19 protein-coding genes and 1 other annotated feature are annotated in these 23,506 nt (G+C 57.9%); of the genes, 12 read left to right on the top strand and 7 right to left on the bottom strand.

Annotated elements, in window-relative coordinates; translation table 11 throughout:
• Window positions 1-84 precede the first annotated feature (84 nt).
• Both acrR and mscK read left to right on the top strand, forming a co-directional pair.
• Window positions 85-738, top strand: a complete 654-nt coding sequence (gene acrR / locus M8318_RS10805; RefSeq protein WP_262662521.1) for a multidrug efflux transporter transcriptional repressor AcrR — start codon at window positions 85-87, stop codon at window positions 736-738.
• Window positions 739-847: 109 nt separating this feature from the next.
• On the top strand, window positions 848-4,195 hold the full coding sequence (gene mscK, locus M8318_RS10800; protein WP_262662520.1) for a mechanosensitive channel MscK: 3,348 nt from the start codon (window positions 848-850) through the stop codon (window positions 4,193-4,195).
• Window positions 4,196-4,209: 14 nt separating this feature from the next.
• On the opposite strand, the gene rsmS is transcribed toward mscK, so the two are convergent.
• Together rsmS and priC are read right to left on the bottom strand one after the other, a co-directional pair.
• The gene (rsmS, locus tag M8318_RS10795) at window positions 4,210-4,371 is read right to left on the bottom strand and encodes a pleiotropic regulatory protein RsmS (RefSeq protein WP_262662519.1); all 162 of its coding nucleotides are present in this window, start codon (window positions 4,369-4,371) and stop codon (window positions 4,210-4,212) included.
• A gap of 12 nt (window positions 4,372-4,383) precedes the next feature.
• The gene (gene priC / locus M8318_RS10790; protein ID WP_262662518.1) at window positions 4,384-4,911 is read right to left on the bottom strand and encodes a primosomal replication protein N''; all 528 of its coding nucleotides are present in this window, start codon (window positions 4,909-4,911) and stop codon (window positions 4,384-4,386) included.
• A 50-nt stretch (window positions 4,912-4,961) separates the two neighbouring features.
• On the opposite strand from priC, the gene M8318_RS10785 reads away from it, so the two are divergent.
• From M8318_RS10785 to M8318_RS10745, 9 genes are all read left to right on the top strand, one after another.
• On the top strand, window positions 4,962-5,339 hold the full coding sequence (locus tag M8318_RS10785; RefSeq protein WP_106992188.1) for a DUF454 family protein: 378 nt from the start codon (window positions 4,962-4,964) through the stop codon (window positions 5,337-5,339).
• 152 nt (window positions 5,340-5,491) lie between these two features.
• The gene (apt, locus tag M8318_RS10780) at window positions 5,492-6,043 is read left to right on the top strand and encodes an adenine phosphoribosyltransferase (RefSeq protein WP_106992189.1); all 552 of its coding nucleotides are present in this window, start codon (window positions 5,492-5,494) and stop codon (window positions 6,041-6,043) included.
• 89 nt (window positions 6,044-6,132) lie between these two features.
• Complete coding sequence (gene dnaX / locus M8318_RS10775) at window positions 6,133-8,067, top strand: DNA polymerase III subunit gamma/tau (protein WP_262662517.1); 1,935 nt, start codon at window positions 6,133-6,135, stop codon at window positions 8,065-8,067.
• Window positions 7,397-7,461: a sequence feature (DnaX frameshifting element), on the top strand. It overlaps the preceding gene by 65 nt.
• Before the next feature lie 53 nt (window positions 8,068-8,120).
• Window positions 8,121-8,453: a YbaB/EbfC family nucleoid-associated protein gene (locus M8318_RS10770; protein ID WP_032616874.1), complete on the top strand. Its 333-nt coding sequence runs from the start codon at window positions 8,121-8,123 to the stop codon at window positions 8,451-8,453.
• Entirely contained in the window at window positions 8,453-9,058 is a 606-nt protein-coding gene (gene recR, locus M8318_RS10765) for a recombination mediator RecR (RefSeq protein ID WP_262662515.1), read from the top strand. The genes M8318_RS10770 and recR overlap by 1 nt, the downstream gene beginning before the upstream one ends.
• 111 nt (window positions 9,059-9,169) lie before the next feature.
• Entirely contained in the window at window positions 9,170-11,044 is a 1,875-nt protein-coding gene (gene htpG, locus M8318_RS10760) for a molecular chaperone HtpG (RefSeq protein ID WP_262662513.1), read from the top strand.
• Between the two features lie 170 nt (window positions 11,045-11,214).
• Window positions 11,215-11,859 carry an adenylate kinase gene (gene adk, locus M8318_RS10755; protein WP_106992193.1) on the top strand — a complete coding sequence of 215 codons (645 nt, stop codon included), beginning with the start codon at window positions 11,215-11,217 and terminating at the stop codon, window positions 11,857-11,859.
• Between the two features lie 124 nt (window positions 11,860-11,983).
• Window positions 11,984-12,946 (top strand): ferrochelatase, encoded by a 963-nt coding sequence (hemH, locus tag M8318_RS10750; protein ID WP_262662511.1) that lies wholly within the window; start codon window positions 11,984-11,986, stop codon window positions 12,944-12,946.
• A gap of 62 nt (window positions 12,947-13,008) precedes the next feature.
• Window positions 13,009-14,313: an inosine/guanosine kinase gene (locus tag M8318_RS10745; protein WP_166181754.1), complete on the top strand. Its 1,305-nt coding sequence runs from the start codon at window positions 13,009-13,011 to the stop codon at window positions 14,311-14,313.
• 75 nt (window positions 14,314-14,388) lie between these two features.
• Here M8318_RS10745 and ybaL read toward each other — a convergent pair whose 3' ends face one another.
• Together ybaL and M8318_RS10735 are read right to left on the bottom strand one after the other, a co-directional pair.
• On the bottom strand, window positions 14,389-16,065 hold the full coding sequence (ybaL, locus tag M8318_RS10740) for a YbaL family putative K(+) efflux transporter (RefSeq protein WP_262662508.1): 1,677 nt from the start codon (window positions 16,063-16,065) through the stop codon (window positions 14,389-14,391).
• 233 nt (window positions 16,066-16,298) lie between these two features.
• Window positions 16,299-17,504, bottom strand: a complete 1,206-nt coding sequence (locus tag M8318_RS10735) for an MFS transporter (RefSeq protein ID WP_262662506.1) — start codon at window positions 17,502-17,504, stop codon at window positions 16,299-16,301.
• 163 nt (window positions 17,505-17,667) lie between these two features.
• On the opposite strand from M8318_RS10735, the gene ushA reads away from it, so the two are divergent.
• Complete coding sequence (ushA, locus tag M8318_RS10730; RefSeq protein ID WP_262662504.1) at window positions 17,668-19,320, top strand: bifunctional UDP-sugar hydrolase/5'-nucleotidase UshA; 1,653 nt, start codon at window positions 17,668-17,670, stop codon at window positions 19,318-19,320.
• Window positions 19,321-19,363: 43 nt separating this feature from the next.
• Here the strand turns inward: ushA and ybaK are convergent, their stop codons facing one another.
• From ybaK to copA, 3 genes are all read right to left on the bottom strand, one after another.
• Window positions 19,364-19,843 (bottom strand): Cys-tRNA(Pro)/Cys-tRNA(Cys) deacylase YbaK, encoded by a 480-nt coding sequence (ybaK, locus tag M8318_RS10725; RefSeq protein ID WP_262662503.1) that lies wholly within the window; start codon window positions 19,841-19,843, stop codon window positions 19,364-19,366.
• Between the two features lie 200 nt (window positions 19,844-20,043).
• A complete protein-coding gene (locus tag M8318_RS10720; protein WP_262662502.1) occupies window positions 20,044-20,838 on the bottom strand; it encodes a TraB/GumN family protein in 795 nt (264 codons plus the stop codon).
• Window positions 20,839-20,916: 78 nt separating this feature from the next.
• Entirely contained in the window at window positions 20,917-23,415 is a 2,499-nt protein-coding gene (copA, locus tag M8318_RS10715) for a copper-exporting P-type ATPase CopA (protein ID WP_262662501.1), read from the bottom strand.
• Window positions 23,416-23,506 lie beyond the last annotated feature (91 nt).

Genomic DNA, 23,506 nt, shown 5'->3' with positions numbered 1-23,506 from the left:
ATTGCTGCGTTTATATTATCGTCGTGCTATGGTACATACATTCATAAATGTATGTAAATCTGACTCCTGTAAATTCACCTGGGTATGGCACGAAAAACCAAACAACAAGCACTTGCGACACGCCAGCACATCCTTGATGTTGCTTTGCGCTTGTTTTCGCAACAAGGGGTCTCTTCCACGTCGCTGGCACAGATTGCTCAGGCGGCTGGGGTAACCCGTGGAGCGATTTACTGGCATTTCAAAAATAAGTCAGATTTATTTGGTGAAATTTGGGAGCTTTCAGAATCCAATATTGGGGATCTCGAGACTGAGTATCGGGCAAAATTCCCTGACGATCCACTCTCAGTTTTAAGAGAGATTCTGGTCTATATCCTTGAGGCGACGGTTATTGAAGAGCGTCGTCGCCTGATGATGGAGATCATCTTCCACAAATGCGAGTTTGTCGGGGAGATGGCGGTAGTGCAACAGGCGCAGCGCAGTCTGTGTCTGGAGAGTTACGATCGTATCGAACAGACCCTGGTGCACTGTATTAAAGCCAGCATGTTACCGGCCAATCTATTAACCCGTCGCGCCGCTATTCTGATGCGCAGTTATATTTCCGGCATTATGGAAAACTGGCTTTTTGCCCCCCAGTCTTTTGATCTGCAACGTGAAGCCCGTGATTACGTGGCGATCCTGCTGGAGATGTACCAGTTCTGCCCAACCCTGCGTGGGCAGCCAGAGCCGCTCCCGGCCTGACCCCAGGAATTGTCCGGGAGCCACCTGTTGACGCTATATTGCGCCCGATTGCCGTGATATTCTTCACGCCGGTCTTCCTGGTCATTCATCATACGAATCACACATAACTATGTTGCACTACACACGCAAACAGCATCCCATTTTTGCCTTTATTCTGGTTTTCTTTCTCTCGTTGATGGCTTCACCGGCTGCGTTTGCGCGAGCCGATAATACCAGCGACATCCCCACGCGGGCAGATGTTCAGAGCCAGCTCGACGCCCTGAGCAAACAGAAAGAGCTTACGCCGCAGGACAAGCTGGTCCAGCAGGATCTGACGGAAACCCTTGAGACGGTCGACAAGCTCGAGCGGATCAAAGCCGAAACCACGCAGTTACGCCAGAAGGTGGCGCAGGCGCCGGAAGCGATGCGCAAGGCGACCGAGAGCCTCAATGCGCTGGGGGATGTCGACAATGATGCGGAGACCCGCAAAACGCTGGCGACCTTGTCCCTGCGTCAGCTGGAACTGCGCGTGGCGCAGCTGCTCGACGATTTACAAACCGCGCAAAGCGATCTGGCCACCTACAACAGCCAACTGGTGTCCCTGCAAACCCAGCCGGAGCGCGTGCAGAATGCGATGTACACTGCGTCGCAACAGCTGCAGCAGATCCGCAATCGCCTGAACGGGACCTCCGCGGGCGAAGCGGCATTACGCCCGACCCAACAAACGCTACTCCTGGCCCAGCAGCAGCTGCTCAATGCGCAGATCGAACAGCAGCGTAAGAGTCTGGAAGGTAACACCGTCCTGCAGGATACCCTGCAAAAGCAGCGCGACTATGTCACCGCCAACATCAACCGTCTGGAGCATCAACTCCAGCTGTTGCAGGAGGCGGTCAACAGCAAGCGCCTGACCCTGACGGAGAAAACCGCCCAGGAGGCCGTCAACCCGGACGAAACCGCGCGTATTCAGGAAAACCCGCTGGTGAAGCAGGAGCTGGATGCCAACCATCAGCTCAGCCAGCGTTTGATCACCGCGACTGAAAACGGCAACTCGCTGGTTCAGCAGAACATCAAAGTTAAAAACTGGCTGGATCGCGCCCTGCAGTCTGAACGCAACATCAAAGAGCAGATCGCCGTTCTGAAAGGCAGCCTGCTGCTGTCGCGTATCCTGTATCAGCAGCAGCAAACCTTGCCCTCCGCCGATGAGCTGGAGGACATGACCAACCGCATTGCGGATCTGCGTCTTGAACAGTTTGAGGTCAACCAGCAGCGCGACGCTCTGTTCCAGAGCGATGCCTTCGTTGCCAAAGTGGAAGAGGGGCACAGCAGCGACGTCAATGATGAAGTCCACGACGCGCTGTTGCAGGTGGTGGATATGCGCCGCGAGCTGCTCGATCAGCTGAACAAGCAGCTGGGCAATCAGCTGATGATGGCCATTAACCTGCAGATCAACCAGCAGCAGCTGGTGAGCGTCTCCAAAAGCCTGCAGGAGATCCTCACCCAGCAGATCTTCTGGGTAAACAGCAACAAACCGATGGACTGGGACTGGATCAAATCCTTCCCGGGCATGCTGAAAGACCAGATTAAAGGGATGAACATCACCGTTAACTGGGAAAAAGCCGGTCCGGCGGTGGCCTTTGCCTTCCTGGCGGGTCTGCCGCTGTTGCTGATTGCCGGGTTAATTCGCTGGCGCCTCGGCTGGCTGAAAAAATACCAGGCGAAGCTGGCGAGTGAAGTGGGGCAGCTGCGTAATGACAGCCAGCTTCACACTCCGAAAGCGATTCTTATCGATCTGATCCGCGCTCTGCCGGTCTGCCTGTTAATTCTGGCGGCGGGACTGATCCTGCTCACCATGCAGCTCAATATCAGCGATCTACTGTGGGCCTTCAGTAAAAAACTGGCGCTGTTCTGGCTGGTGTTTGGCCTGTGCTGGAAAGTGCTGGAAAAAGACGGCGTGGCGGTGAGTCATTTCAATATGCCTGCCCAGCTCACCAGCCACTGGCGACGCCAGATCGTGCGGGTGAGCCTGGCGCTGTTGCCGCTGCACTTCTGGTCGGTGGTGGCGGAACTCTCTCCGCTGCACCTGATGGACGATGTGCTGGGGCAGTTCGTCATTCTGCTTAACCTGCTGCTGATCGCCGTCCTGATGTGGCCGATGTGCCGCGACAGCTGGCGGGATAAAGAGTCCCATGCCATCCGTCTGGCGACGGTTACCGTGCTGTCCATTATCCCGCTGGCGCTGATGGTGCTGACGGCGACCGGCTACTTCTATACCACCCTGCGTCTGTCAGGCCGCTGGATTGAAACCGTCTATCTGGTGATCTTCTGGAATCTGCTGTACCAGACCGTCCTACGTGGTCTGAGCGTTGCCGCCCGTCGCATCGCCTATCGCCGCGCCCTGGCCCGTCGGCAGAATATGGTGAAAGAGGGGGCCGAAGGCGCAGAGCCGCAGGAGGAGCCGACCATCGCCCTGGAGCAGGTGAACCAGCAGACGCTGCGTATCACCATGCTGGTGATGATCGCCCTGTTCGGCGTGATGTTCTGGGCTATCTGGTCTGATCTCATCACCGTCTTCGCCTATCTCGACAGCATTACCCTGTGGCACTACAACGGCACCGAAGCGGGGGCCGCAGTGGTGAAAAACGTCACCATGGGCAGCCTGCTGTTTGCGCTGGTCTCGTCGATGGTAGCCTGGGCTTTAATCCGTAACCTGCCGGGTCTGCTGGAGGTGCTGGTGCTTTCGCGCCTGAAGATGCGCCAGGGGGCCTCTTATGCCATCACCACTATTCTCAACTATGTGATTCTGGTGGCGGGGGCGATGACCGTCTTCGGTTCGCTCGGGGTCTCGTGGGACAAACTGCAGTGGCTGGCGGCGGCGCTGTCGGTCGGCCTTGGTTTTGGTTTGCAGGAGATCTTCGGTAACTTCGTCTCGGGTCTGATTATCCTGTTCGAACGTCCGGTGCGCATTGGCGATACCGTGACGATCGGCACCTTCTCGGGGACGGTCAGCAAGATCCGTATCCGTGCGACCACCATCACCGACTTCGATCGGAAAGAGGTGATCATCCCGAACAAAGCCTTCGTGACCGAGCGGTTGATCAACTGGTCGCTCTCCGACACCATCACCCGCGTGGTGATCCGTCTGGGCGTGGCCTACGGTTCGGATCTGGATAAAGTGAAAAAAATCCTGCTGCAGGCGGCGATGGAACATCCGAAAGTGATGCACGATCCGGAACCGGCGGTGTTCTTCACCACCTTTGGCCCGAGCACGCTGGATCACGAGCTGCGTCTCTACGTGCGTGAACTGCGCGACCGCAGCTACACCGTGGATGAGCTGAACCGTACCCTCGAACGTCTGTGCCGCGAGAACAATATCAACATCGCGTTCAACCAGCTTGAAGTGCATCTGCGCAATGAGAAGGGCGACGAGCATACGGAAGTAAAACGTGAAGTGAAGGGTGACGATCCGACGCCAGCGTAACTTTACCCCTCATGCTAACCCTCTCCTTTCCGGGGAGAGGGTATTTTCCCCTCAAAATCCCGCCTCACAATCTCCAGCGCTTTCAGCACCGTCTCGGCGGGAATATCATGATTTTCCAGCAGCATAATCAGATCCACGGCCAGCTTTATTTCATCGGGGGCGTTTTCCAGTGACACACACTACTCCTGTTAACGGGTCAGACGCGCAATCACGCGCTCAATATCATCCAGTGCCTTACGACAGCGTTCAAGCCGCCCCTCCAGCGCGGTAATTTCTCGCATCAGCATCTGCTGCTCTTCCAGCGTTTCTGTCTGCTTCAGCCGGGTCTCGCGTTCAGACTTCATCTCACATAGCCGCCGTTCAAACTCCTGATGCTCAAGGCGCTTGCGCTGCCATTTAGTTGCCCCGGCAGAAGGGCTGTCCCAGACCCGTAAAGGCCAGGCGGCGATCTCCCGGTGCAGGGCGGCGATCTGCTCCGCCAGATGGGTGGCCAGCCAGGTCACCTGCTCCGTTTGTGCCTTCTCCACCGCACGACCCAGCTCATCCAGATTGCGCTGGGCTTCATCCAGGTAATCTTTAATCAGCGTGCTGCGGGTGCGGAACAGCTGCCGGTCAAAACGCGGCTTCAGGGTAGCGTGCTGCATCAGAGGCGCGGCCTGGTTTCGCAGGGCCGTCAGCTGATTTTGCAGCGTCTGTAAAAGCAAGGCTGTTTTCAATCCGCTCTCCAGTGGTACAGTAGCCGTTCAGTTTGATAACGATTCGCATTATGCAGCGTACTATTTTACTCATCATTGGCTGGCTTGCGGTAGTGCTCGGCACGCTGGGCGTCGTTTTGCCCCTTCTGCCAACCACGCCTTTTATATTGCTGGCGGCCTGGTGCTTCGCCCGCTCCTCGCCGCGTTTTCACCACTGGCTCCTCTATCGCTCGTGGTTTGGCGGCTATCTGCGCCACTGGCAACAGCACCGCGCCATGCCGCCCGGGGCGAAGCCGCGGGCTATTGCCGTTATCCTTATTACCTTCGCCATCTCATTATGGCTGGTAAAGATCATGTGGGTGCGGATCCTGCTGCTGGCGATCCTGTCATGCCTGCTGATTTTCATGTGGCGGATCCCCGTGGTTGATGAAAAGCAACAAAAGCAATAATCCTTGGACTGGCTGTTGCAATTCTTGTGCGCAGCCAGTAAATTCGACCGTTTTCGAGCACGGGCAGGTCTGGTTAAAGGTTAAACAATTGTTACCTTGACCGACCCACTATCCGCTCCGTGAGTAACACCGTTTTCATCAGGCATCCATTTATGACCGCAACTGCGCAGCAGCTTGAATACCTTAAAAACAGCATCAAAAGCATCCAGGATTATCCGAAGCCTGGCATCCTTTTCCGTGATGTCACCAGCTTGCTGGAAGACCCGAAAGCGTACGCCCTCAGCATTGAACTGCTGGTAGAGCGTTACAAAAACGCCGGGATCACCAAAGTTGTAGGCACCGAAGCCCGCGGCTTCCTGTTTGGCGCCCCGGTTGCGCTGGCGATGGGCGTCGGCTTTGTGCCGGTGCGTAAGCCACGCAAACTGCCACGCGAAACCATCGCCGAGAGCTACGAGCTGGAGTACGGCACCGATCAGCTCGAGATCCACATCGATGCGATCAAGCCAGGCGATAAAGTGCTGGTGGTTGACGATCTGCTGGCAACCGGTGGCACCATTGAGGCGACTGTGAAGTTGATCCGTCGTCTGGGTGGCGAAGTGACCGATGCGGCCTTCATCATCAACCTGTTCGATCTGGGTGGCGAACAGCGCCTGGAAAAACAGGGCATCACCAGCTATTGCCTCGTGCCATTCCCGGGACATTAATCCTCCCGCCCGCAACCTCGCCCAACGGGTGAGGTTGTGTTAGCATTACCCCCCTGAATATCCACCTTCCAGCGTTGCAGAGCCTGCCCATGAGTTATCAGGTGTTAGCCCGTAAATGGCGACCCCAAACCTTTGCTGACGTTGTCGGCCAGGAACATGTGCTGACCGCCCTGGCGAACGGCTTATCGCTAGGACGTATCCATCACGCCTATCTTTTTTCCGGCACCCGTGGCGTCGGTAAAACCTCTATCGCCCGTTTACTGGCGAAAGGCCTCAACTGCGAAAGCGGGATCACCGCCACGCCGTGCGGCGTCTGCGATAACTGCCGTGAAATCGAGCAGGGGCGCTTTGTCGATCTGATTGAGATCGATGCTGCCTCACGCACCAAAGTCGAAGATACCCGCGATCTGCTGGACAACGTCCAGTACGCGCCGGCGCGTGGCCGCTTCAAGGTCTACCTGATCGATGAAGTGCACATGCTGTCACGCCACAGCTTTAACGCCCTACTGAAAACGCTGGAAGAGCCGCCTGCACACGTCAAGTTCCTGCTGGCGACCACCGATCCGCAGAAGCTGCCGGTGACCATCCTGTCCCGCTGCCTGCAGTTCCATCTGAAGGCGCTGGATGTCGGGCAGATCCGCGATCAGCTTGAACATATTCTGAATGAAGAGCAGGTCACGCATGAACCGCGTGCTCTGCAACTGTTGGCGCGTGCCGCCGACGGTAGCCTGCGCGATGCCCTCAGCCTCACCGATCAGGCGATTGCCAGCGGCGACGGTCAGTTGACCACCCTGGCGGTCAGCACCATGCTCGGCACCCTGGATGACGATCAGGCCCTGTCGCTGATTGAGGCGGTGGTCGAGGCCAACGGCGAGCGGGTGATGGAGTTAGTCAATGCCTCGGCGGCGCGCGGCATCGAGTGGGAAGCCCTGCTGATTGAGATGCTCAGCCTGCTGCACCGCATCGCGATGGTCCAGCTCTCCCCCGCGGCGCTGGGCCCGGACATGGCCGCCATTGAGCAGCGGATGCGCGAACTGGCGCGAACCATTCCGCCAACCGACGTGCAGCTCTACTATCAAACTCTGTTAATTGGCCGCAAGGAGCTGCCGTTCGCCCCCGACAGACGTATGGGGGTTGAAATGACCCTGCTGCGCGCGCTGGCGTTCCATCCGCGCATGCCGCTGCCGGAACCCGAGGTGCAGCCGCAGTCGTTCGCCCCGGTGGCCCCCACTGCAGTGCTGACGCCGCCGCAGGTGCCGGTGCAGCAGAGTGCGCCTCCGCCGCCGCGCCACGATGCGCCGCTGTCGGATGCCACCAGTTCGGTGCTCGCCGCACGCAGTCAGTTGCAACGCGCGCAGGGAGCAACCAAGCCAAAAAAGAGTGAACCGGCAGCGCCTGCAAGAGCGCGGCCGGTAAATAACGCCGCGCTTGAACGTCTGGCCTCGGTCACGGATCGCGTCCAGACGCGTTCAGCCTCGGCCACGCCTGAGCCACAGGCTCCGGCAAAGAAAGAAGCGTATCGCTGGAAATCCACCACCGTCACCGAAGAGGTGAAGGTAGAAGTCGCCACGCCGAAGGCGCTGAAAAAGGCGCTGGAGCACGAGAAGACGCCGGAGTTGGCCGCTAAGCTGGCCGGAGAGTCGCTGGAGCGTGATGCCTGGGCGGCAGAGGTCAGTCAGCTGAAACTGCCCAAGCTGGTGGAGCAGGTTGCCCTGAACGCCTGGCGTGAACAGGACGGCAACCGGATCTGCCTGCATCTGCGTCCGGGCCAGCGTCACCTGAACTCGGCGAGCGCACAACAGGTGCTGACGGAGGCGCTCTCCACATTACAGGGTGCGCCGGTTGAATTGACTATCATTGAAGATGATAATCCGGCGGTGCGAACGCCGCTGGAGTGGCGTCAGGCCATCTATGAAGAGAAACTCGCGCAGGCGCGTGAGTCGATTATCGCGGATAATAACATTCAGACCCTGCAGCGTTACTTTGATGCAGAACTGGATGAAGAGAGTATTCGACCCATTTGATCGTGAGTCTGACTTACGGTTGTTATCTTTAACGTGAAAGAAGAGAGAAGCCTATGTTTGGTGGTAAAGGCGGTCTGGGTGGTCTGATGAAGCAGGCCCAGCAGATGCAGGAAAAAATGCAGAAGATGCAGGAAGAGATCGCGCAGATGGAAGTCACTGGCGAATCTGGCGCAGGTCTGGTCAAAGTGACCATCAACGGTGCGCATAACTGCCGTCGCGTGGAGATCGACCCAAGCCTGCTCGAAGACGACAAAGACATGCTGGAAGATCTGGTCGCCGCTGCATTTAACGATGCTGCGCGCCGTATCGACGAAACCCAGAAAGAAAAAATGGCCTCTGTATCCTCTGGAATGCAGCTGCCACCGGGCTTTAAGATGCCGTTCTGATGCAAACCAGTCCGCTGCTCACGCAGTTAATGGAAGCGCTACGCTGCCTGCCGGGCGTAGGCCCGAAGTCAGCGCAGCGCATGGCGTTTACCCTGCTGCAGCGCGATCGCAGCGGCGGCATGCGTCTGGCGCAGGCTCTGACCCGCGCCATGTCAGAAATCGGTCACTGTGCGGATTGCCGCACCTTTACCGAGCAGGAGGTGTGCAACATCTGCACCAATCCGCGTCGTCAGGAAAACGGCCAGATCTGCGTGGTGGAGAGTCCTGCGGACATCTACGCCATTGAACAGACCGGGCAATTTTCTGGCCGCTACTTTGTGCTGATGGGCCACCTGTCGCCGCTGGACGGTATCGGGCCGGATGATATCGGTCTGGACCGTCTGGAACAGCGTCTGAAATCGGAAACGATCAGCGAGGTGATCCTCGCCACCAACCCAACGGTGGAAGGGGAGGCGACGGCCAACTATATCGCCGAGCTGTGCGCCGAGTCCGGCGTCGATGCCAGCCGTATCGCCCATGGCGTACCGGTGGGCGGCGAGCTGGAGATGGTGGACGGCACCACGCTGTCACACTCTCTGGCCGGACGTCACAAGATTATTTTCTGACCAAACGGAGGCTGCATGCGTGGCCTCCGCTTGAAAACCTTTCCGCGTATCCCCATCTCTCCCTCAACGCTTTTAAACCCCATTAAATGGCATTGTTGAGGTCGACTTAGTATGAAAGGACAAGAAACCCGTGGTTTCCAGTCAGAAGTAAAACAACTTCTGCACCTGATGATCCATTCTCTTTACTCCAATAAAGAAATTTTCCTGCGCGAGCTTATCTCTAACGCCTCTGATGCGGCAGACAAGCTGCGTTTCCGTGCGCTGTCGAAGCCAGAGCTGTACGAAGGTGACGGCGAGCTGCGCGTGCGCGTCTCCTTTGATAAAGAGAACCGCACCCTGACCATCGCCGATAACGGCATCGGTATGACCCGCGATGAAGCCATTGATCATCTCGGCACCATCGCCAAATCCGGCACCAAAGCCTTCCTGCAGTCGATGGGTTCCGATCAGGCGAAAGACAGCCAGCTGATTGGTCAGTTCGGTGTGGGCTTCTACTCGGCGTTCATCGTGGCGGATAAAGTCACCGTGCGCACCCGTGCGGCAGGCGAAAGCGCCGAGAGCGGCGTGTTCTGGGAATCCCACGGCGAAGGCGAATACACCGTTGCCGACATCACCAAAGCGGATCGCGGAACCGAGATCACCCTGCACCTGCGCGAAGGGGAAGATGACTTCCTCAACGACTGGCGCGTGCGCTCCATCATCAGCAAATATTCTGACCATATCGCCCTGCCGGTCGAGATCGAAAAACAGGAAGAGCAGGACGGCGAAACCGTCATTTCCTGGGAGAAGATCAACAAGGCGCAGGCGCTGTGGACGCGCAACAAGTCTGAGATCAAAGACGAAGAGTACACCGAGTTCTACAAGCATATCGCCCACGACTTTACCGATCCGCTGACCTGGAGCCATAACCGCGTGGAAGGTAAGCAGGAGTACACCAGCCTGCTGTACATCCCGGCGCAGGCCCCGTGGGATATGTGGAACCGCGATCACAAGCACGGCCTGAAGCTGTACGTGCAGCGCGTGTTCATCATGGACGAAGCCGAGCAGTTCATGCCGAACTACCTGCGCTTTGTGCGTGGCCTGATAGACTCCAACGACCTGCCGCTGAACGTCTCCCGTGAGATCCTGCAGGACAGCACCGTCACCCGCAACCTGCGCACCGCCCTGAGCAAACGTGCCCTGCAGATGCTGGACAAGCTGGCGAAAGACGATGCGGAAAAATACCAGACCTTCTGGAAACAGTTCGGCCTGGTGCTGAAAGAGGGCCCGGCGGAAGATTCGTCCAACGTGGAAGCCATTGCCAAACTGCTGCGCTTTGCCTCCACGCACACCGACTCCTCCGAGCAGACCGTGTCGCTGGAAGAGTACATCTCCCGCATGAAGGAAGGGCAGGAGAAGATCTACTACATCACCGCCGACAGCTACGCCGCGGCGAAGAGCAGCCCGCACCTGGAGCTGCTGCGTAAGAAAGGCATCGAAGTGCTGCTGCTTTCCGATCGCATCGATGAGTGGATGATGAACTACCTGACCGAGTTCAGCGGTAAAACCTTCCAGTCCGTTGCTAAAGCCGATGAGTCCATCGACAAGCTGGCGGATGAAGTGGACGAAACCGCCAAAGAGGCGGAAAAAGCGCTGGAGCCGTTTGTTGAGCGCGTGAAGACCCACCTGGGCGATCGCGTGAAAGAGGTGCGTTTCACTCACCGTCTGACCGATACCCCGGCCATCGTGACTACCGAAGCCGACGAGATGGGCACCCAGATGGCGAAGCTGTTCGCTGCTGCGGGCCAGAGCGTACCGGAAGTGAAGTACATCTTTGAACTGAACCCGGATCACGCCCTGGTGAAACGCGCGGCCGAGACACAGGACGAGACACGCTTTGCCGAGTGGGTTGAACTTCTGCTGGATCAATCCCTGCTGGCCGAGCGCGGCACGCTGGAAGATCCTAACCAGTTCATCAAGCGCGTGAATGCGTTGCTGCTGAGCTAAGTCCCTTAAACCCCTCACCCCTTATGGGGTGGGGGGCTATTGCCGCACCCTCTAATAAATTCCCCTCATTAACCGTTTCAGCCTGCCCACCTTCCTTGAGCCACATCCGTTCTGATGGTATTGTTTAGCGCTTTTGAAAAATTGAACCAACTTTTGAGGGGATTTTCGCAATGCGTATTATTCTGCTTGGCGCTCCGGGCGCGGGTAAAGGAACTCAGGCTCAGTTCATCATGGAGAAATACGGTATTCCGCAAATCTCTACCGGTGACATGCTCCGTGCCGCTGTTAAATCTGGCTCCGAGCTGGGCAAACAGGCGAAAGACATTATGGACGCCGGCAAATTGGTGACCGATGAGCTGGTGATCGCTCTGGTTAAAGAACGCATTACTCAGGAAGATTGCCGCAACGGTTTCCTGCTGGACGGCTTCCCACGTACCATTCCTCAGGCTGATGCCATGAAAGAAGCGGGCATCAACGTGGATTACGTGCTGGAGTTCGACGTACCGGACGAACTGATCGTTGACCGTATCATTGGTCGTCGCGTACACGCTGCTTCTGGCCGCGTTTACCACATCAAATTCAACCCGCCTAAGGTTGAAGGCAAAGACGACGTGACCGGCGAAGAGCTGACCACCCGTAAAGACGATCAGGAAGAGACCGTGCGTAAGCGCCTGGTGGAGTACCATCAGATGACTGCTCCGCTGATCGGCTACTACTCGAAAGAAGCGCAGGCGGGTAACACCAAATACGCCAAAGTCGACGGCACCAAGCCTGTCGCAGAAGTCCGTGCAGAGCTGGAAAAAATCCTCGGCTAATCGCACCTCTCTCACCCGGTTTCCCGGGTGAGAAAAATTCTCATCTTACCTCTTACTGCAATTGGTTCCGTTTACGCACTTTTCAGATACACTTATCAGCCTGTTAAAAGGTTATGAGGCGTGAATGAGTCAGGCGAAAACCGGCATCCTGCTTGCCAATCTAGGTACCCCCGAAGCCCCAACCCCCGCAGCGGTCAGCCGTTATCTGCGTCAGTTTCTGAGCGATACGCGCGTTGTGGATACCCCACGCCTGCTGTGGTGGCCATTGCTGCGCGGCGTGATCCTGCCGATCCGTTCCCCGCGCGTGGCAAAACTCTATCAGTCCGTCTGGATGGAAGAGGGCTCGCCGCTGATGGTCTACAGCCGTCGTCAGGAGAAAGCGCTCGCCGCCCGTCTGCCGGATACGCCCGTTGTGCTCGGTATGAGCTACGGTAAACCGTCGCTGGAAAGCGCCGTCACTGCACTGCTGGCGCAGGGCGTGGACCATATCGTGGTGCTGGCGCTCTATCCGCAATACTCCTGCTCCACCGTGGCCGCCGTCTGGGACGAGCTGGCACGTATTCTGGCGACCCGCCGCCGTATTCCTTCCGTGACCTTTATTCGCGACTACGCGGATAACGACATGTATATCAACGCCCTTGCCAGCAGCGCCCGCGCCTCCTTTGCAAAACACGGCGAGCCGGATCTGCTGTTGCTCTCCTATCACGGTATTCCGCAGCGATTTGCCGACGAAGGGGATGACTACCCGCAGCGCTGCCGCGATACCACCCGTGAACTGGTCTCCGCCCTTGGCCTGCCACCGGAGAAGGTGATGATGACCTTCCAGTCGCGCTTTGGCCGCGAGCCGTGGTTGACCCCTTATACCGACGAGACCCTCAAAATGCTGGGTGAGAAGGGAGTGAAACATATTCAGGTGATGTCGCCGGGCTTTGCGGCAGACTGTCTGGAGACGCTGGAGGAGATCGCGGTGCAAAACCGGGAGTTCTTCCTCGAAGCGGGCGGGGAAAAGTATGAGTACATTCCGGCGCTGAACGACGACCCTGAACACATCGAGATGATGGTCTCCCTGGTGACCAACAGCCGCTAATCGCACTCCGGGCCGGGTTTATGCTACCATTTCCGGCCCAACCGTCACTCGTAGCCCAGAACATGAAATTTCCCGGTAAACGCAAATCCAAACACTACTTCCCCGTTAACGCCCGCGATCCGCTCCTGCAGCAAATTCAGCCGGAAAATGAGACCAACGCCGCCTGGGTGGTGGGTATCGATCAGACGCTGGTGGATATCGAAGCAAAAGTGGACGATGCGTTTGTCGCGCGTTACGGCCTGAGCGCCGGACACTCTCTGGTGATCGAAGATGATGTGGCGGAAGCGCTGTATCAGGAGCTGGTGCGGAATAACCTGATCACCCATCAGTTTGCCGGGGGTACCATCGGCAACACCATGCACAACTATTCCGTGCTGGCTGATGACCGCTCCGTGCTGCTGGGCGTGATGTGCAGCAACATCGAAATTGGCAGCTACGCCTACCGCTATCTCTGCAACACTTCCAGCCGTACCGATCTGAACTACCTGCAGGGCGTGGACGGGGCGATTGGCCGCTGCTTTACGCTGATCGGGGAATCCGGGGAGCGGACCTTTGCCATCAGCCCGGGGCACATGAACAAGCTGCGCGCCGAGAGCATCCCGGAAGAGGTGATTGCCGGGGCATCAGCGCTGGTGCTGACCTCCTATCTGGTGCGCTGCAAGCCGGGCGAGCCGATGCCGGAAGCGACCATGAAGGCGGTAGAGTACGCGAAGAAGTACAACGTGCCGGTGGTCCTGACGCTGGGCACCAAATTCGTTATCGCCGATAACCCCGAGTGGTGGCAGGCGTTCCTGAAAGAGCATGTCTCGATTCTGGCGATGAATGAAGAAGAGGCTGAAGCCTTGACCGGCGAGAGCGATCCGCTCCTGGCGTCTGACAAGGCGCTGGACTGGGTCGATCTGGTGCTCTGCACCGCCGGGCCGGTCGGTTTGTATATGGCCGGCTTCACCGAAGAAGAGGCGAAGCGCAAAACCCAGCATCCGCTGCTGCCAGGGGCGATTGCCGAGTTCAACCAGTTTGAATTCAGCCGCGCCATGCGCCACAAAGATTGCGTCAACCCGCTGCGCATCTTCTCCCACATCGCCCCGTACATGGGCGGGCCGGAGAAGATCATGAACACCAATGGGGCAGGCGACGGCGCGCTGGCGGCGCTGCTGCACGATATCACCGCGAACGCCTTCCACCGCACCAACGTGCCGAACTCCAGCAAACACAAGTTCTCCTGGTTGACCTATTCCTCGCTGGCCCAGGTGTGTAAGTACGCGAACCGCGTGAGTTATCAGGTGCTGAACCAGCACTCGCCGCGTCTGACGCGCGGCCTGCCGGAAAGAGAAGATAGTCTGGAAGAGTCTTACTGGGATCGATAGCAGAATTCCCCGGCGGCGCTGCGCTTGCCGGGGCTACAACGTAGGCCTGCTAAGCGAAGCGCCAGCAGGCTTTTTTTACCCCGTCACCACCGCTTCAACCGGCGGTTTCTCCAGCAGCGACAGCATGGTATTGGCAATCTCACGCTCGCCCATCACCACCTGATTCGCGCCGCGCTCCATAATGTATTCCACTTCGTCGTCATAATGCGCCCGGGCGATTATCTCCAGATGCGGGTATTTTTCGCGGGCAGAGACCACAATCTCACCGGCTTCGTAACCGTTAGGGATGGTCAGCAGCAGCCAGCGTGCGCAGTCCAGATGCGCCAGATTCATGATCTCTTCGTTCGCCGCATTGCCCAGCACCGCACGGATCCCGCGCTCGCGCAGCTCGTCCACCCGGGTGCGGGAGGTTTCAATCACCACCAGCGGAATTCCCTGCGCCATCAGTTTCTCACCTAACAGACTACCGACGCGGCCAAAGCCGACCAGCAGGGCATGGTTGCAGATATCCACCGGGATCTGTTTCTCTTCTTCCGTCGCCTCTTCCAGGGTCTGCTCTTCGAGGGTTTCGGTTTTCTCGAGGTATTTTTCCAGCAGCGCGAACAATACCGGGTTGAGCATAATCGAGAGGATCGCCCCCGCCAGCACCAGGTTTTGTCCGGCCTGCGGCAGCAGATCCAGCGCCATACCCAGTCCGGCCAGGATAAAGGCAAACTCACCAATCTGCGCCAGGCTGGCAGCGATGGTCAGCGCGGTACGCGGCGAGTGGCCGAACAGACGCACCAGGAAGAACGCGGCAACCGACTTACCAAAGATGATGATCGCCAGGGTGCCCAGCACCGCCAGCGGCTGGTCAATCAGCACCAGCGGGTCGAACAGCATCCCCACGGAGACGAAGAACAGCACCGCAAAGGCGTCGCGCAGGGGCAGGGTATCGTGGGCGGCACGGTGGCTCAGTTCCGATTCGTTCAGCACCATCCCGGCGAAGAAGGCACCCAGAGCGAAGGAGACATCAAACAGCTCGACGGCGCCAAAGGCGATACCCAGCGCCAGCGCAAGCACCGCAAGGGTAAACAGCTCGCGGGAGCCGGTAGCGGCGCTGCGGGAGAGGATCCACGGCACCAGGCGGCGACCCACCAGCATCATAATGGCGATAAAGGCCACCACCTTCCCGATAGTAATACTCATATCCAGGGCCAGGGTGGCAAAGCCGACGTTATCTTTTTCGAGCATCCCGGCGACCGCAGGCAGCAGCACCAGGGTTAAGACCATCACCAGATCTTCAACAATCAGCCAGCCAATGGCGATCTGCCCTCGCTGGCTGTCAATTAACTGTCGCTCTTCAAGCGCGCGCAGCAGCACCACGGTACTGGCGGTGGAGAGACAGAGACCAAATACAATGCCGGTCATCAGCGGCCAGCCCAGCATCGCTGAAAGCGCCATACCCAGCAACGTCGCCACGGCTATCTGGGCGATCGCGCCAGGAATGGCGATCGCCTTTACCGCCATCAAATCCTTCAGGGAGAAATGCAAACCAACACCGAACATCAGCAGGATCACGCCAAGCTCCGCCAGCTCCGGGGCAAGTTTCGTATCAGCAACAAAACCTGGGGTAAAAGGACCGGCTAACACGCCAGCTAATAAATAGCCCACCAGAGGCGAAATGCGAAGTTTGTTGGCAAGCATGCCGAGTATAAATGCGAGTACAAGTCCACCGACAATGGTGGTGATAAGCGGTGTGGCGTGATGCATTCCGTCTCCTTTCGTTGCTGAGTTAATCCATTTTTGGTTCAAAACCAAAAAGCCGAGTAATAGTTTATGACAAATTTAATGATTATGTTTATGAATAATTATTGAAATTTGAGTAAAACAGCAATAAGGGTTAAACGGAAGCAGAACAGGACGATTTTTGCGAGGCTGTGCTAAGAAAGGCTTATGGCAGTAGGGGAGGTTGCGGCCAAACCTGGAGTTTGACCGCGGATAAATCAGGCTTTATGCCGGTTATCAGGCAGGAATATGGTCAACATCCCGAGAAGTGGCAGGAAAGCACAGATTTTGTAGACCAAAAAGATGCTGGTATGGTCTGCAATCAGCCCTAATACCGCCGCGCCAAGGCCACCCATCCCAAAGGCAAATCCAAAAAACAGCCCGGAAACCATGCCGATACGCCCCGGTAACAGCTCCTGGGCATACACCAGAATGGCAGAAAAGGCAGACGCGAGGATAAAACCAATGATCACGGTTAAAATCCCCGTCCACCACAGGGTTGCATAGGGCAAAATAAGGGTGAAAGGCGCTACGCCGAGGATAGAGCCCCAAATCACATATTTACGCCCGATCTTGTCCCCCAGCGGCCCGCCAATAAACGTCCCTGCGGCCACCGCAAAGAGGAAGGCGAAGAGGTGAAACTGGGCGTTTTGTACCGATAATCCGAATTTTTCCATCAAATAAAAGGTGTAATAGCTGCTGATGCTCGCCATGTAGAAGTATTTGGAGAAAATCAGCATCAGCAGGATGCTGACGGCCAGAATCACCTTGTCGCGCGGCAGGGGATTAACCACCGGCGATTGTGGTTTGCCTTTATTAACCCGGTGCTGGGCAGCATACCAGCGGCTAATCTGCGCCAGCACCACGATGGCCAGCAAAGCGGCCAGCACGAACCAGGCCACGTTACCTTTACCGTACGGGGCGATAATCACCGCCGCCAGTAGCGGGCCGAGGGAGCTACCGAAGTTACCGCCCACCTGGAACAGCGATTGCGCCAGCCCGTGACGGCCACCGGAGGCCATGCGTGCCACGCGGGACGACTCGGGGTGGAAGACCGACGAGCCGGTACCCACCAGCGCGGCGGCCACTAACACGCCCTCAAAGCTGCCCGCCATCGCCAGCAGGATCAGGCCGCTCAGGGTAAAGCACATGCCAATCGGCAGCGACCAGGGCATCGGATATTTATCCGTCCAGTATCCCACCACCGGTTGCAACAGCGACGACGCCAGCTGGAAGGTGAGGGTGATCATGCCGATCTGGACAAAGGTAAGAGAGAACTCGGACTGTAATAACGGATAGATCGCCAGAATAAGCGACTGGATCATATCGTTAAGCAGATGCGAAAGACTGATTGCGCCGAGAATACCAAATGAGGTGCGAGCCTTAGCAGCCGACACCGGTGGAGTAGATTCACTGATTGCCATAAATACCACGTCGATTGTTATAGGAAGTGCAGGATGTAATTATTATCCGCCTAACATACCTTTCCCCGACATTTGAGGAAAGTCGCAATTCTGAAAACAAAGTTGTCTATTCTGCTTACTCGCTGTAATTTTTGCCTTTGTCTATGGATCAGGGAGTGAAGAAATGAAGTTAATGAAGCGAGGCGTCGCGCTGGCAATCATCGCGGCGTGCGGTCTGTTAAGCCTGCCTGCTCAGGCCTGGGAGCAGGATAAAACCTATAACATCACTATCCTGCATACCAACGATCATCACGGCCACTTCTGGCGCAGCGAATACGGCGAGTATGGCCTCTCGGCGCAGAAGACGCTGGTGGATGGGATCCGTAAAGAGGTCGCGGCGAAGGGCGGCAGCGTGCTGTTACTCTCTGGCGGCGACATTAATACCGGCGTGCCGGAATCGGATTTACAGGATGCGGAGCCCGATTTTCGCGGCATGAATTTGATTGGCTACGATGCGATGGCCGTCGGTAACCACGAGTTTGATAATCCTATCGACGTATTACGACAGCAGGAGAAGTGGGCCAAATTCCCGTTCCTCTCCGCCAATATTTACCAGAAAAGCACCGGGGAGCGTTTATTTAAACCCTGGGCCATTTTCAAACGCCAGGATATTAAAATTGCCGTGGTGGGGCTGACCACCGATGACACGGCCAAAATTGGCAACCCGGAATATTTTACCGATATCGAATTCCGTAAACCGGCCGACGAAGCGAAGCTGGTGATCCAGGAATTACAGCAGAACGAAAAACCGGACGTGATTATCGCCACCACCCACATGGGTCATTACGATAATGGCGACCACGGCTCGAACGCTCCGGGCGATGTTGAGATGGCGCGCAGCCTGCCGGCGGGTTCGCTGGCGATGATTGTCGGCGGTCACTCTCAGGATCCGGTCTGCATGGCCTCAGAGAATAAAAAGCAGGTCGATTACGTGCCGGGCACCCCGTGCGCGCCGGACAAGCAGAACGGGATCTGGATTGTGCAGGCTCATGAGTGGGGCAAATACGTAGGCCGCGCGGATTTCGAATTCCGTAATGGCGAGATGAAGCTGGTGCACTACCAGCTGATCCCGGTCAACCTGAAGAAGAAGGTGACTTACGATAACGGCCAGAGCGAGCGTGTTCTCTATACCCCGGAAATTGCGGAAAACCCGCAGATGCTCTCCCTGCTGTCACCGTTCCAGAATAAGGGCAAGGCGCAGCTGGATGTGAAGATCGGCACGCTTACCGGCAGGCTGGAAGGCGATCGCAGCAAGGTGCGTTTCGTGCAGACCAACATGGGTCATCTGGTGCTGGCCGCACAAATGGCGCGTACCAATGCCGATTTTGCGGTGATGAGTGGCGGTGGGATCCGCGACTCCATTGAGGGCGGCGATATTACCTATAAAGATGTGCTCAAGGTGCAGCCGTTCGGCAACGTGCTGGTGTATGTCGATATGAGCGGCAAAGAGGTGACGGACTATCTGACCGCGGTGGCGCAGATGAAGCCTGACTCCGGGGCCTATCCGCAGTTCGCCAACGTGAGCTTTGTGGCGAAGGGCGGGGTACTCAACGACCTGAAAATCAAAGGCGAACCGGTTGATCCGGCGAAAACCTACCGTATGGCGACGTTAAGCTTTAACGCCACCGGCGGCGATGGCTATCCGCACATCGATGATAAACCAGGCTATGTGAATACCGGCTTTATCGACGCCGAGGTGCTGAAGCAGTACATCCAGCAGAACTCGCCGCTGGATGTGAACGCCTATGAACCGAAAGGTGAGGTGAACTGGGAGTAACGGAGCTGTTGTGCCGGGTGGCGCTGCGCTTACCCGGCGTTTTTTACTCCCGACGCGCAATATCTGCAAACTGCGCATCGAGCATTTTGGCCAGATCGCTGGCCGCCAGCTCAATATCCAGCCCGCGCTTGCCGCCCGAAATATAGATCGTCTCAAAAGCCTGAGAGGGCGCATCAATCAGCGTCGGCAGGCGCTTTTTCTGCCCCAGCGGGCTAATCCCCCCCACCAGATAACCCGTCGTGCGCTGGGCCACCATCGGGTCGGCCATATCCACTTTTTTGGCGCCCAGTGCCTTCGCCACTTTCTTCAGATCCAGCTGCCCGGCAACCGGCGTCACTGCCACGGCGAGGTGCTTCATATCGCCATTGACCGCCACCAGCAGGGTTTTATAAACCTGGTCGGCATTCAGCCCCAGCTTACGTACCACTTCATCGCCAAAATTGGTTTCGTTCGGATCGTGGTCGTAGGTATGGATCCGGAAAGTGATTTTGTTTTTTTCGAGTAATTTAACGGCGGGAGTCATAGCAATCCTTCTTAGCCCGGACAATAAACGCCCTAAGCATACGCCTCAGAAGAGGCTAAAAAATAGCACCATCTTGCGCATATAGTGTTGGCAGTGATGGTCACTTTGAGCGACAATCGGCTCAACCGGGGGTCTCCTCCGGCATAATAACAACGATGAAATTCCTCTTTGACGGGCCAATAGAAATATTGGCCACTTTTTTATCTCAGCAACGACGGCAAATTTCCCTCGCCGTACAAATGTAATGCCCCCACCGCTACCACATAGCGTCCCGCAGGCAGCGCGTGCAGTTTCTCGCACCACGCCTGGTTACGCTCGTGCATCAGCATGTCATACAGCCATTCGCTGAAGGTCGCCGGGAGCGCCAGCCGGTCAACGACAGGGGGCGAATCCAGCCACCAGCTCACCATGGTCTGCAGCAGGCGCGCGTTGGTATGCCAGTGAGTCAGGGTATCTTCCAGCAGCAGTAATCCGTCGTTCGGCATCTGGCGCAGCAGGGCAATCTGATTGTCGGCCCCTTCCAGCTCGATAATGGGCAGCTGCTGCGCGCGTGCGGCATTCAACAGCTGGTAATCAATGCCGTAATCCCCCCGCAGCCCCAGACGCTGTGCCTGGGTGGCCTGCAACACCATCGCGATCTGCCACAGCGGCTGGCTCTCCAGCATGGACAGCGATAATCCAAGCTCATCAGCAAGCCGCTCCAGCTCGGCCAGTTGACTGGCGCTGAGACGCTCATTCAGCGGAGGCGGGACCGCCAGCCCCTCGAAGGGCGACTCATTCCCGGAGATATCCGCTTCCACGATCAGCGCATCGGCGTGACGCAGCCTGGCGATCAGCCCCTCGGGCAGAGGAGACATATCCCGGGTGCCCATATGGATGCTGCCGACCAGATGCAGATGCTGCCCGCCGGGCAGGGAAATATCGAGGCCCGGCCAGCGATAACGGCGGGGGAACAGGGCGCGAAACGATGCTTTTATACGTTGAAACAGACTCATACGCGCTCCATGAAGGGAAAAATTCATGCTAGCGCGTGGGGAGGGGCGGTGCAAGACGTCCTTGTCTTATGCACCTTGTTACGCTTTGGGTTTAAAGCGCAGCAGGCGGTTGGCATTGCTCACCACGGTAATCGAGGAGAGGGCCATTGCGGCACCGGCAACCACCGGGTTGAGCAGCGTCCCTGTCAGCGGCCAGAGGATCCCGGCGGCGACTGGAATGCCGATGGCGTTATAGACAAAGGCCCCCAGCAGGTTCTGCTTCATATTACGCAGGGTCGCTTTCGAGATGGCGAGCGCGTCGGCCACCCCCATCAGGCTGTGGCGCATCAGGGTAATGGCCGCCGTTTCGATAGCCACATCACTGCCGCCGCCCATCGCAATCCCGACATCCGCCTGGGCCAGCGCCGGGGCGTCGTTAATGCCGTCGCCAATCATCGCTACCTGGCGAGCCTGGCCCTGCAGTTTGATGATTGCGTCCGCTTTGCCATCCGGCAGCACCCCGGCGATCACCTCATCAATACCGGCCTCGCGGGCGATAGCCTGAGCGGTGACGGCGTTGTCACCGGTGAGCATCACCAGACGATAGCCCGCGCGGTGCAGGCGTTGCAGTGCGCTAACGCTGTCAGCGCGCAGCGGATCGCGAACGGCAAACAGCGCCGCAATCTGACCATCCACCGCCAGCAACACCGGAGTCGCGCCCTGCGCGGCATGGGCCTGCAGCTGCGCATCCAGCGCCCCGGTGTCGATGCCGTTTTCTGCCAGCAGCGCCTGGTTGCCCAGTAGCAGGGTGCGGCCATCGACCTCCCCGCTGACCCCCAGCCCGCGCAGGGTGCGGAAGTTATTCACCTGCGGTAACGCGGTGTCTGCTTTCTCCAGAATCGCCCGCGCCAGCGGGTGACTGGAACCCTGTTCGAGCGCGGCGGCGAGGCGCACGGCCTCGGCTGCATCAATCCCGCCCGTCGTCTCGACGGCGACCACCTGCGGTTTACCCTCGGTGAGGGTCCCGGTTTTATCAAACACCAGCGTATCCAGGGTGCTGGCCCGCTGCAGGGCGTCAGCGTCGCGCACCAATACCCCGGATTCCGCGGCACGACCCACGCCGGAGATAATCGACATCGGCGTCGCCAGCCCCAGGGCACACGGACAGGCGATGATCAGCACCGTGGTGGCGATCACCAGGGTGTAGACGATCTGCGGCGCGGGGCCAAAGAAATACCAGATAGCGGCGCTGAACAGGGCAATCCCGACCACCACCGGCACGAAGATGGCGGAAATTTTATCCGCCAGCTTGCCGATCTCCGGCTTGCTGCTCTGGGCCTGACGCACCATACGGATGATGCGTGACAGGGTGGTGTGGCTGCCGACAGCACTGGCGCGGAACAGGACGCTGCCATCCTGCACCACCGTACCGGCGTGGATGCTCTCTCCGTCGCTTTTCTGCTGCGGCACCGGTTCGCCGGTAAGCATCGCTTCGTCAAACCAGGCTTCGCCCTGGGTGATCTCCCCGTCTACCGGGACGCGATCGCCGGTGGTCAGGCGCAGGATCATGCCTTCCTGAACGTCCGCCAGGGGCAGGTTCTGTTCACCATTTTCCGTCACCACCCGGGCGGTCGGCGGGGTTAAATCGAGCAATCTTTCCAGCGCTTTCGAGGAGCGCTGACGGGCCCGCGCCTCAAGCATATGGCCGAGGTTAATCAGGCCGATAATCATCGCGCTGGCTTCATAATAGAGGTGGCGGGCTTCCATCGGGAACCACTGCGGCCAGAGGTTAACGCTCATCGAGTAGAGCCACGCCGCGCCAGTACCCAGCGCCACCAGCGTGTCCATGGTGGCGGTGCGGTTTTTCAGGCTCTTCCAGGCGCTGGTATAAAAATGGCCGCCGGCGACGATCATCACCCCGAGGGTGAGAATGCCGATCGCCAGCCACAGGGTGCGGTTGTCGTCGGTGACCATCATGTTGTCGCCGAGCATTCCCCAGCCCATCACCGGGATCCCCACCAGCAGGGCAACAATCGCCTGCCAGCGAAAACGTTTCATGGTGGCGATGGCGGTCTCCTGCTGGCGCTCCCGGCGCTTGAGGTCGTCTTCAATCGCCTCGGCACCGTAGCCCGCTTTTTCAACGGCCTGGACTAAATCAGCGGCGGAGGCACTGCCCATAATCAGCGCAGTGCGTTCCGCCAGGTTGACCCGTGCCTGTGCCACACCCGGTACCGCCTGGAGGGCGTTCTGGACCCGGGTCACGCAGCTGGCGCAGCTCATGCCGTTGATCAACAGCTGTTGGCTGTCATCACTGTCGTGAGCTGCCGGAAGCTCAGAGGGGGCCGCTGTCAGTGCTTCCGACGGCGTTGTTGACGCTGTCAGCGGATCAGTCTTTGGGTGGCTTAACACCGCGCCGTAACCGGCCTGTTTAATGGTGTCGATCAGGGCATCGGCGCTGGCGCTGCCGGTCACGGCGGCGTGGTCGATGGTGACCTCTGCGGTATCAACGTCCGGACGTTGCTCCAGACTCTCTTTGACGCGTTTGACACAGTGGCCGCAGGAGAGGCCGTCCAGTGTCAGATCGATGGTGTGAGACATACGAATACTCCTTATAAATCTCCAGCCAGATATTGACCGGAGGGACACTTTCATCTAACTGTTATGAAGGTTAAACCTTCCATCAAGGGGA

This window comes from Leclercia tamurae, assembly GCF_025566055.1.
GTDB lineage: Bacteria > Pseudomonadota > Gammaproteobacteria > Enterobacterales > Enterobacteriaceae > Enterobacter > Enterobacter tamurae.
This window is presented reverse-complemented; position numbering and strand designations above follow the sequence as displayed.

Coding starts and splice junctions, on each gene's coding strand:
- M8318_RS10770 (WP_032616874.1), top strand. CDS start 8,121: ATGTTTGGTGGTAAAGGCGGTCTGGGTGGTCTGATGAAGCAGGCCCAG.
- recR (WP_262662515.1), top strand. CDS start 8,453: ATGCAAACCAGTCCGCTGCTCACGCAGTTAATGGAAGCGCTACGCTGC.
- apt (WP_106992189.1), top strand. CDS start 5,492: ATGACCGCAACTGCGCAGCAGCTTGAATACCTTAAAAACAGCATCAAA.
- adk (WP_106992193.1), top strand. CDS start 11,215: ATGCGTATTATTCTGCTTGGCGCTCCGGGCGCGGGTAAAGGAACTCAG.
- ybaK (WP_262662503.1), bottom strand. CDS start 19,843: ATGACTCCCGCCGTTAAATTACTCGAAAAAAACAAAATCACTTTCCGG.
- copA (WP_262662501.1), bottom strand. CDS start 23,415: ATGTCTCACACCATCGATCTGACACTGGACGGCCTCTCCTGCGGCCAC.
- mscK (WP_262662520.1), top strand. CDS start 848: ATGTTGCACTACACACGCAAACAGCATCCCATTTTTGCCTTTATTCTG.
- ybaL (WP_262662508.1), bottom strand. CDS start 16,065: ATGCATCACGCCACACCGCTTATCACCACCATTGTCGGTGGACTTGTA.
- dnaX (WP_262662517.1), top strand. CDS start 6,133: ATGAGTTATCAGGTGTTAGCCCGTAAATGGCGACCCCAAACCTTTGCT.
- M8318_RS10720 (WP_262662502.1), bottom strand. CDS start 20,838: ATGAGTCTGTTTCAACGTATAAAAGCATCGTTTCGCGCCCTGTTCCCC.
- htpG (WP_262662513.1), top strand. CDS start 9,170: ATGAAAGGACAAGAAACCCGTGGTTTCCAGTCAGAAGTAAAACAACTT.
- M8318_RS10745 (WP_166181754.1), top strand. CDS start 13,009: ATGAAATTTCCCGGTAAACGCAAATCCAAACACTACTTCCCCGTTAAC.
- ushA (WP_262662504.1), top strand. CDS start 17,668: ATGAAGTTAATGAAGCGAGGCGTCGCGCTGGCAATCATCGCGGCGTGC.
- M8318_RS10735 (WP_262662506.1), bottom strand. CDS start 17,504: ATGGCAATCAGTGAATCTACTCCACCGGTGTCGGCTGCTAAGGCTCGC.
- hemH (WP_262662511.1), top strand. CDS start 11,984: ATGAGTCAGGCGAAAACCGGCATCCTGCTTGCCAATCTAGGTACCCCC.
- M8318_RS10785 (WP_106992188.1), top strand. CDS start 4,962: ATGCAGCGTACTATTTTACTCATCATTGGCTGGCTTGCGGTAGTGCTC.
- acrR (WP_262662521.1), top strand. CDS start 85: ATGGCACGAAAAACCAAACAACAAGCACTTGCGACACGCCAGCACATC.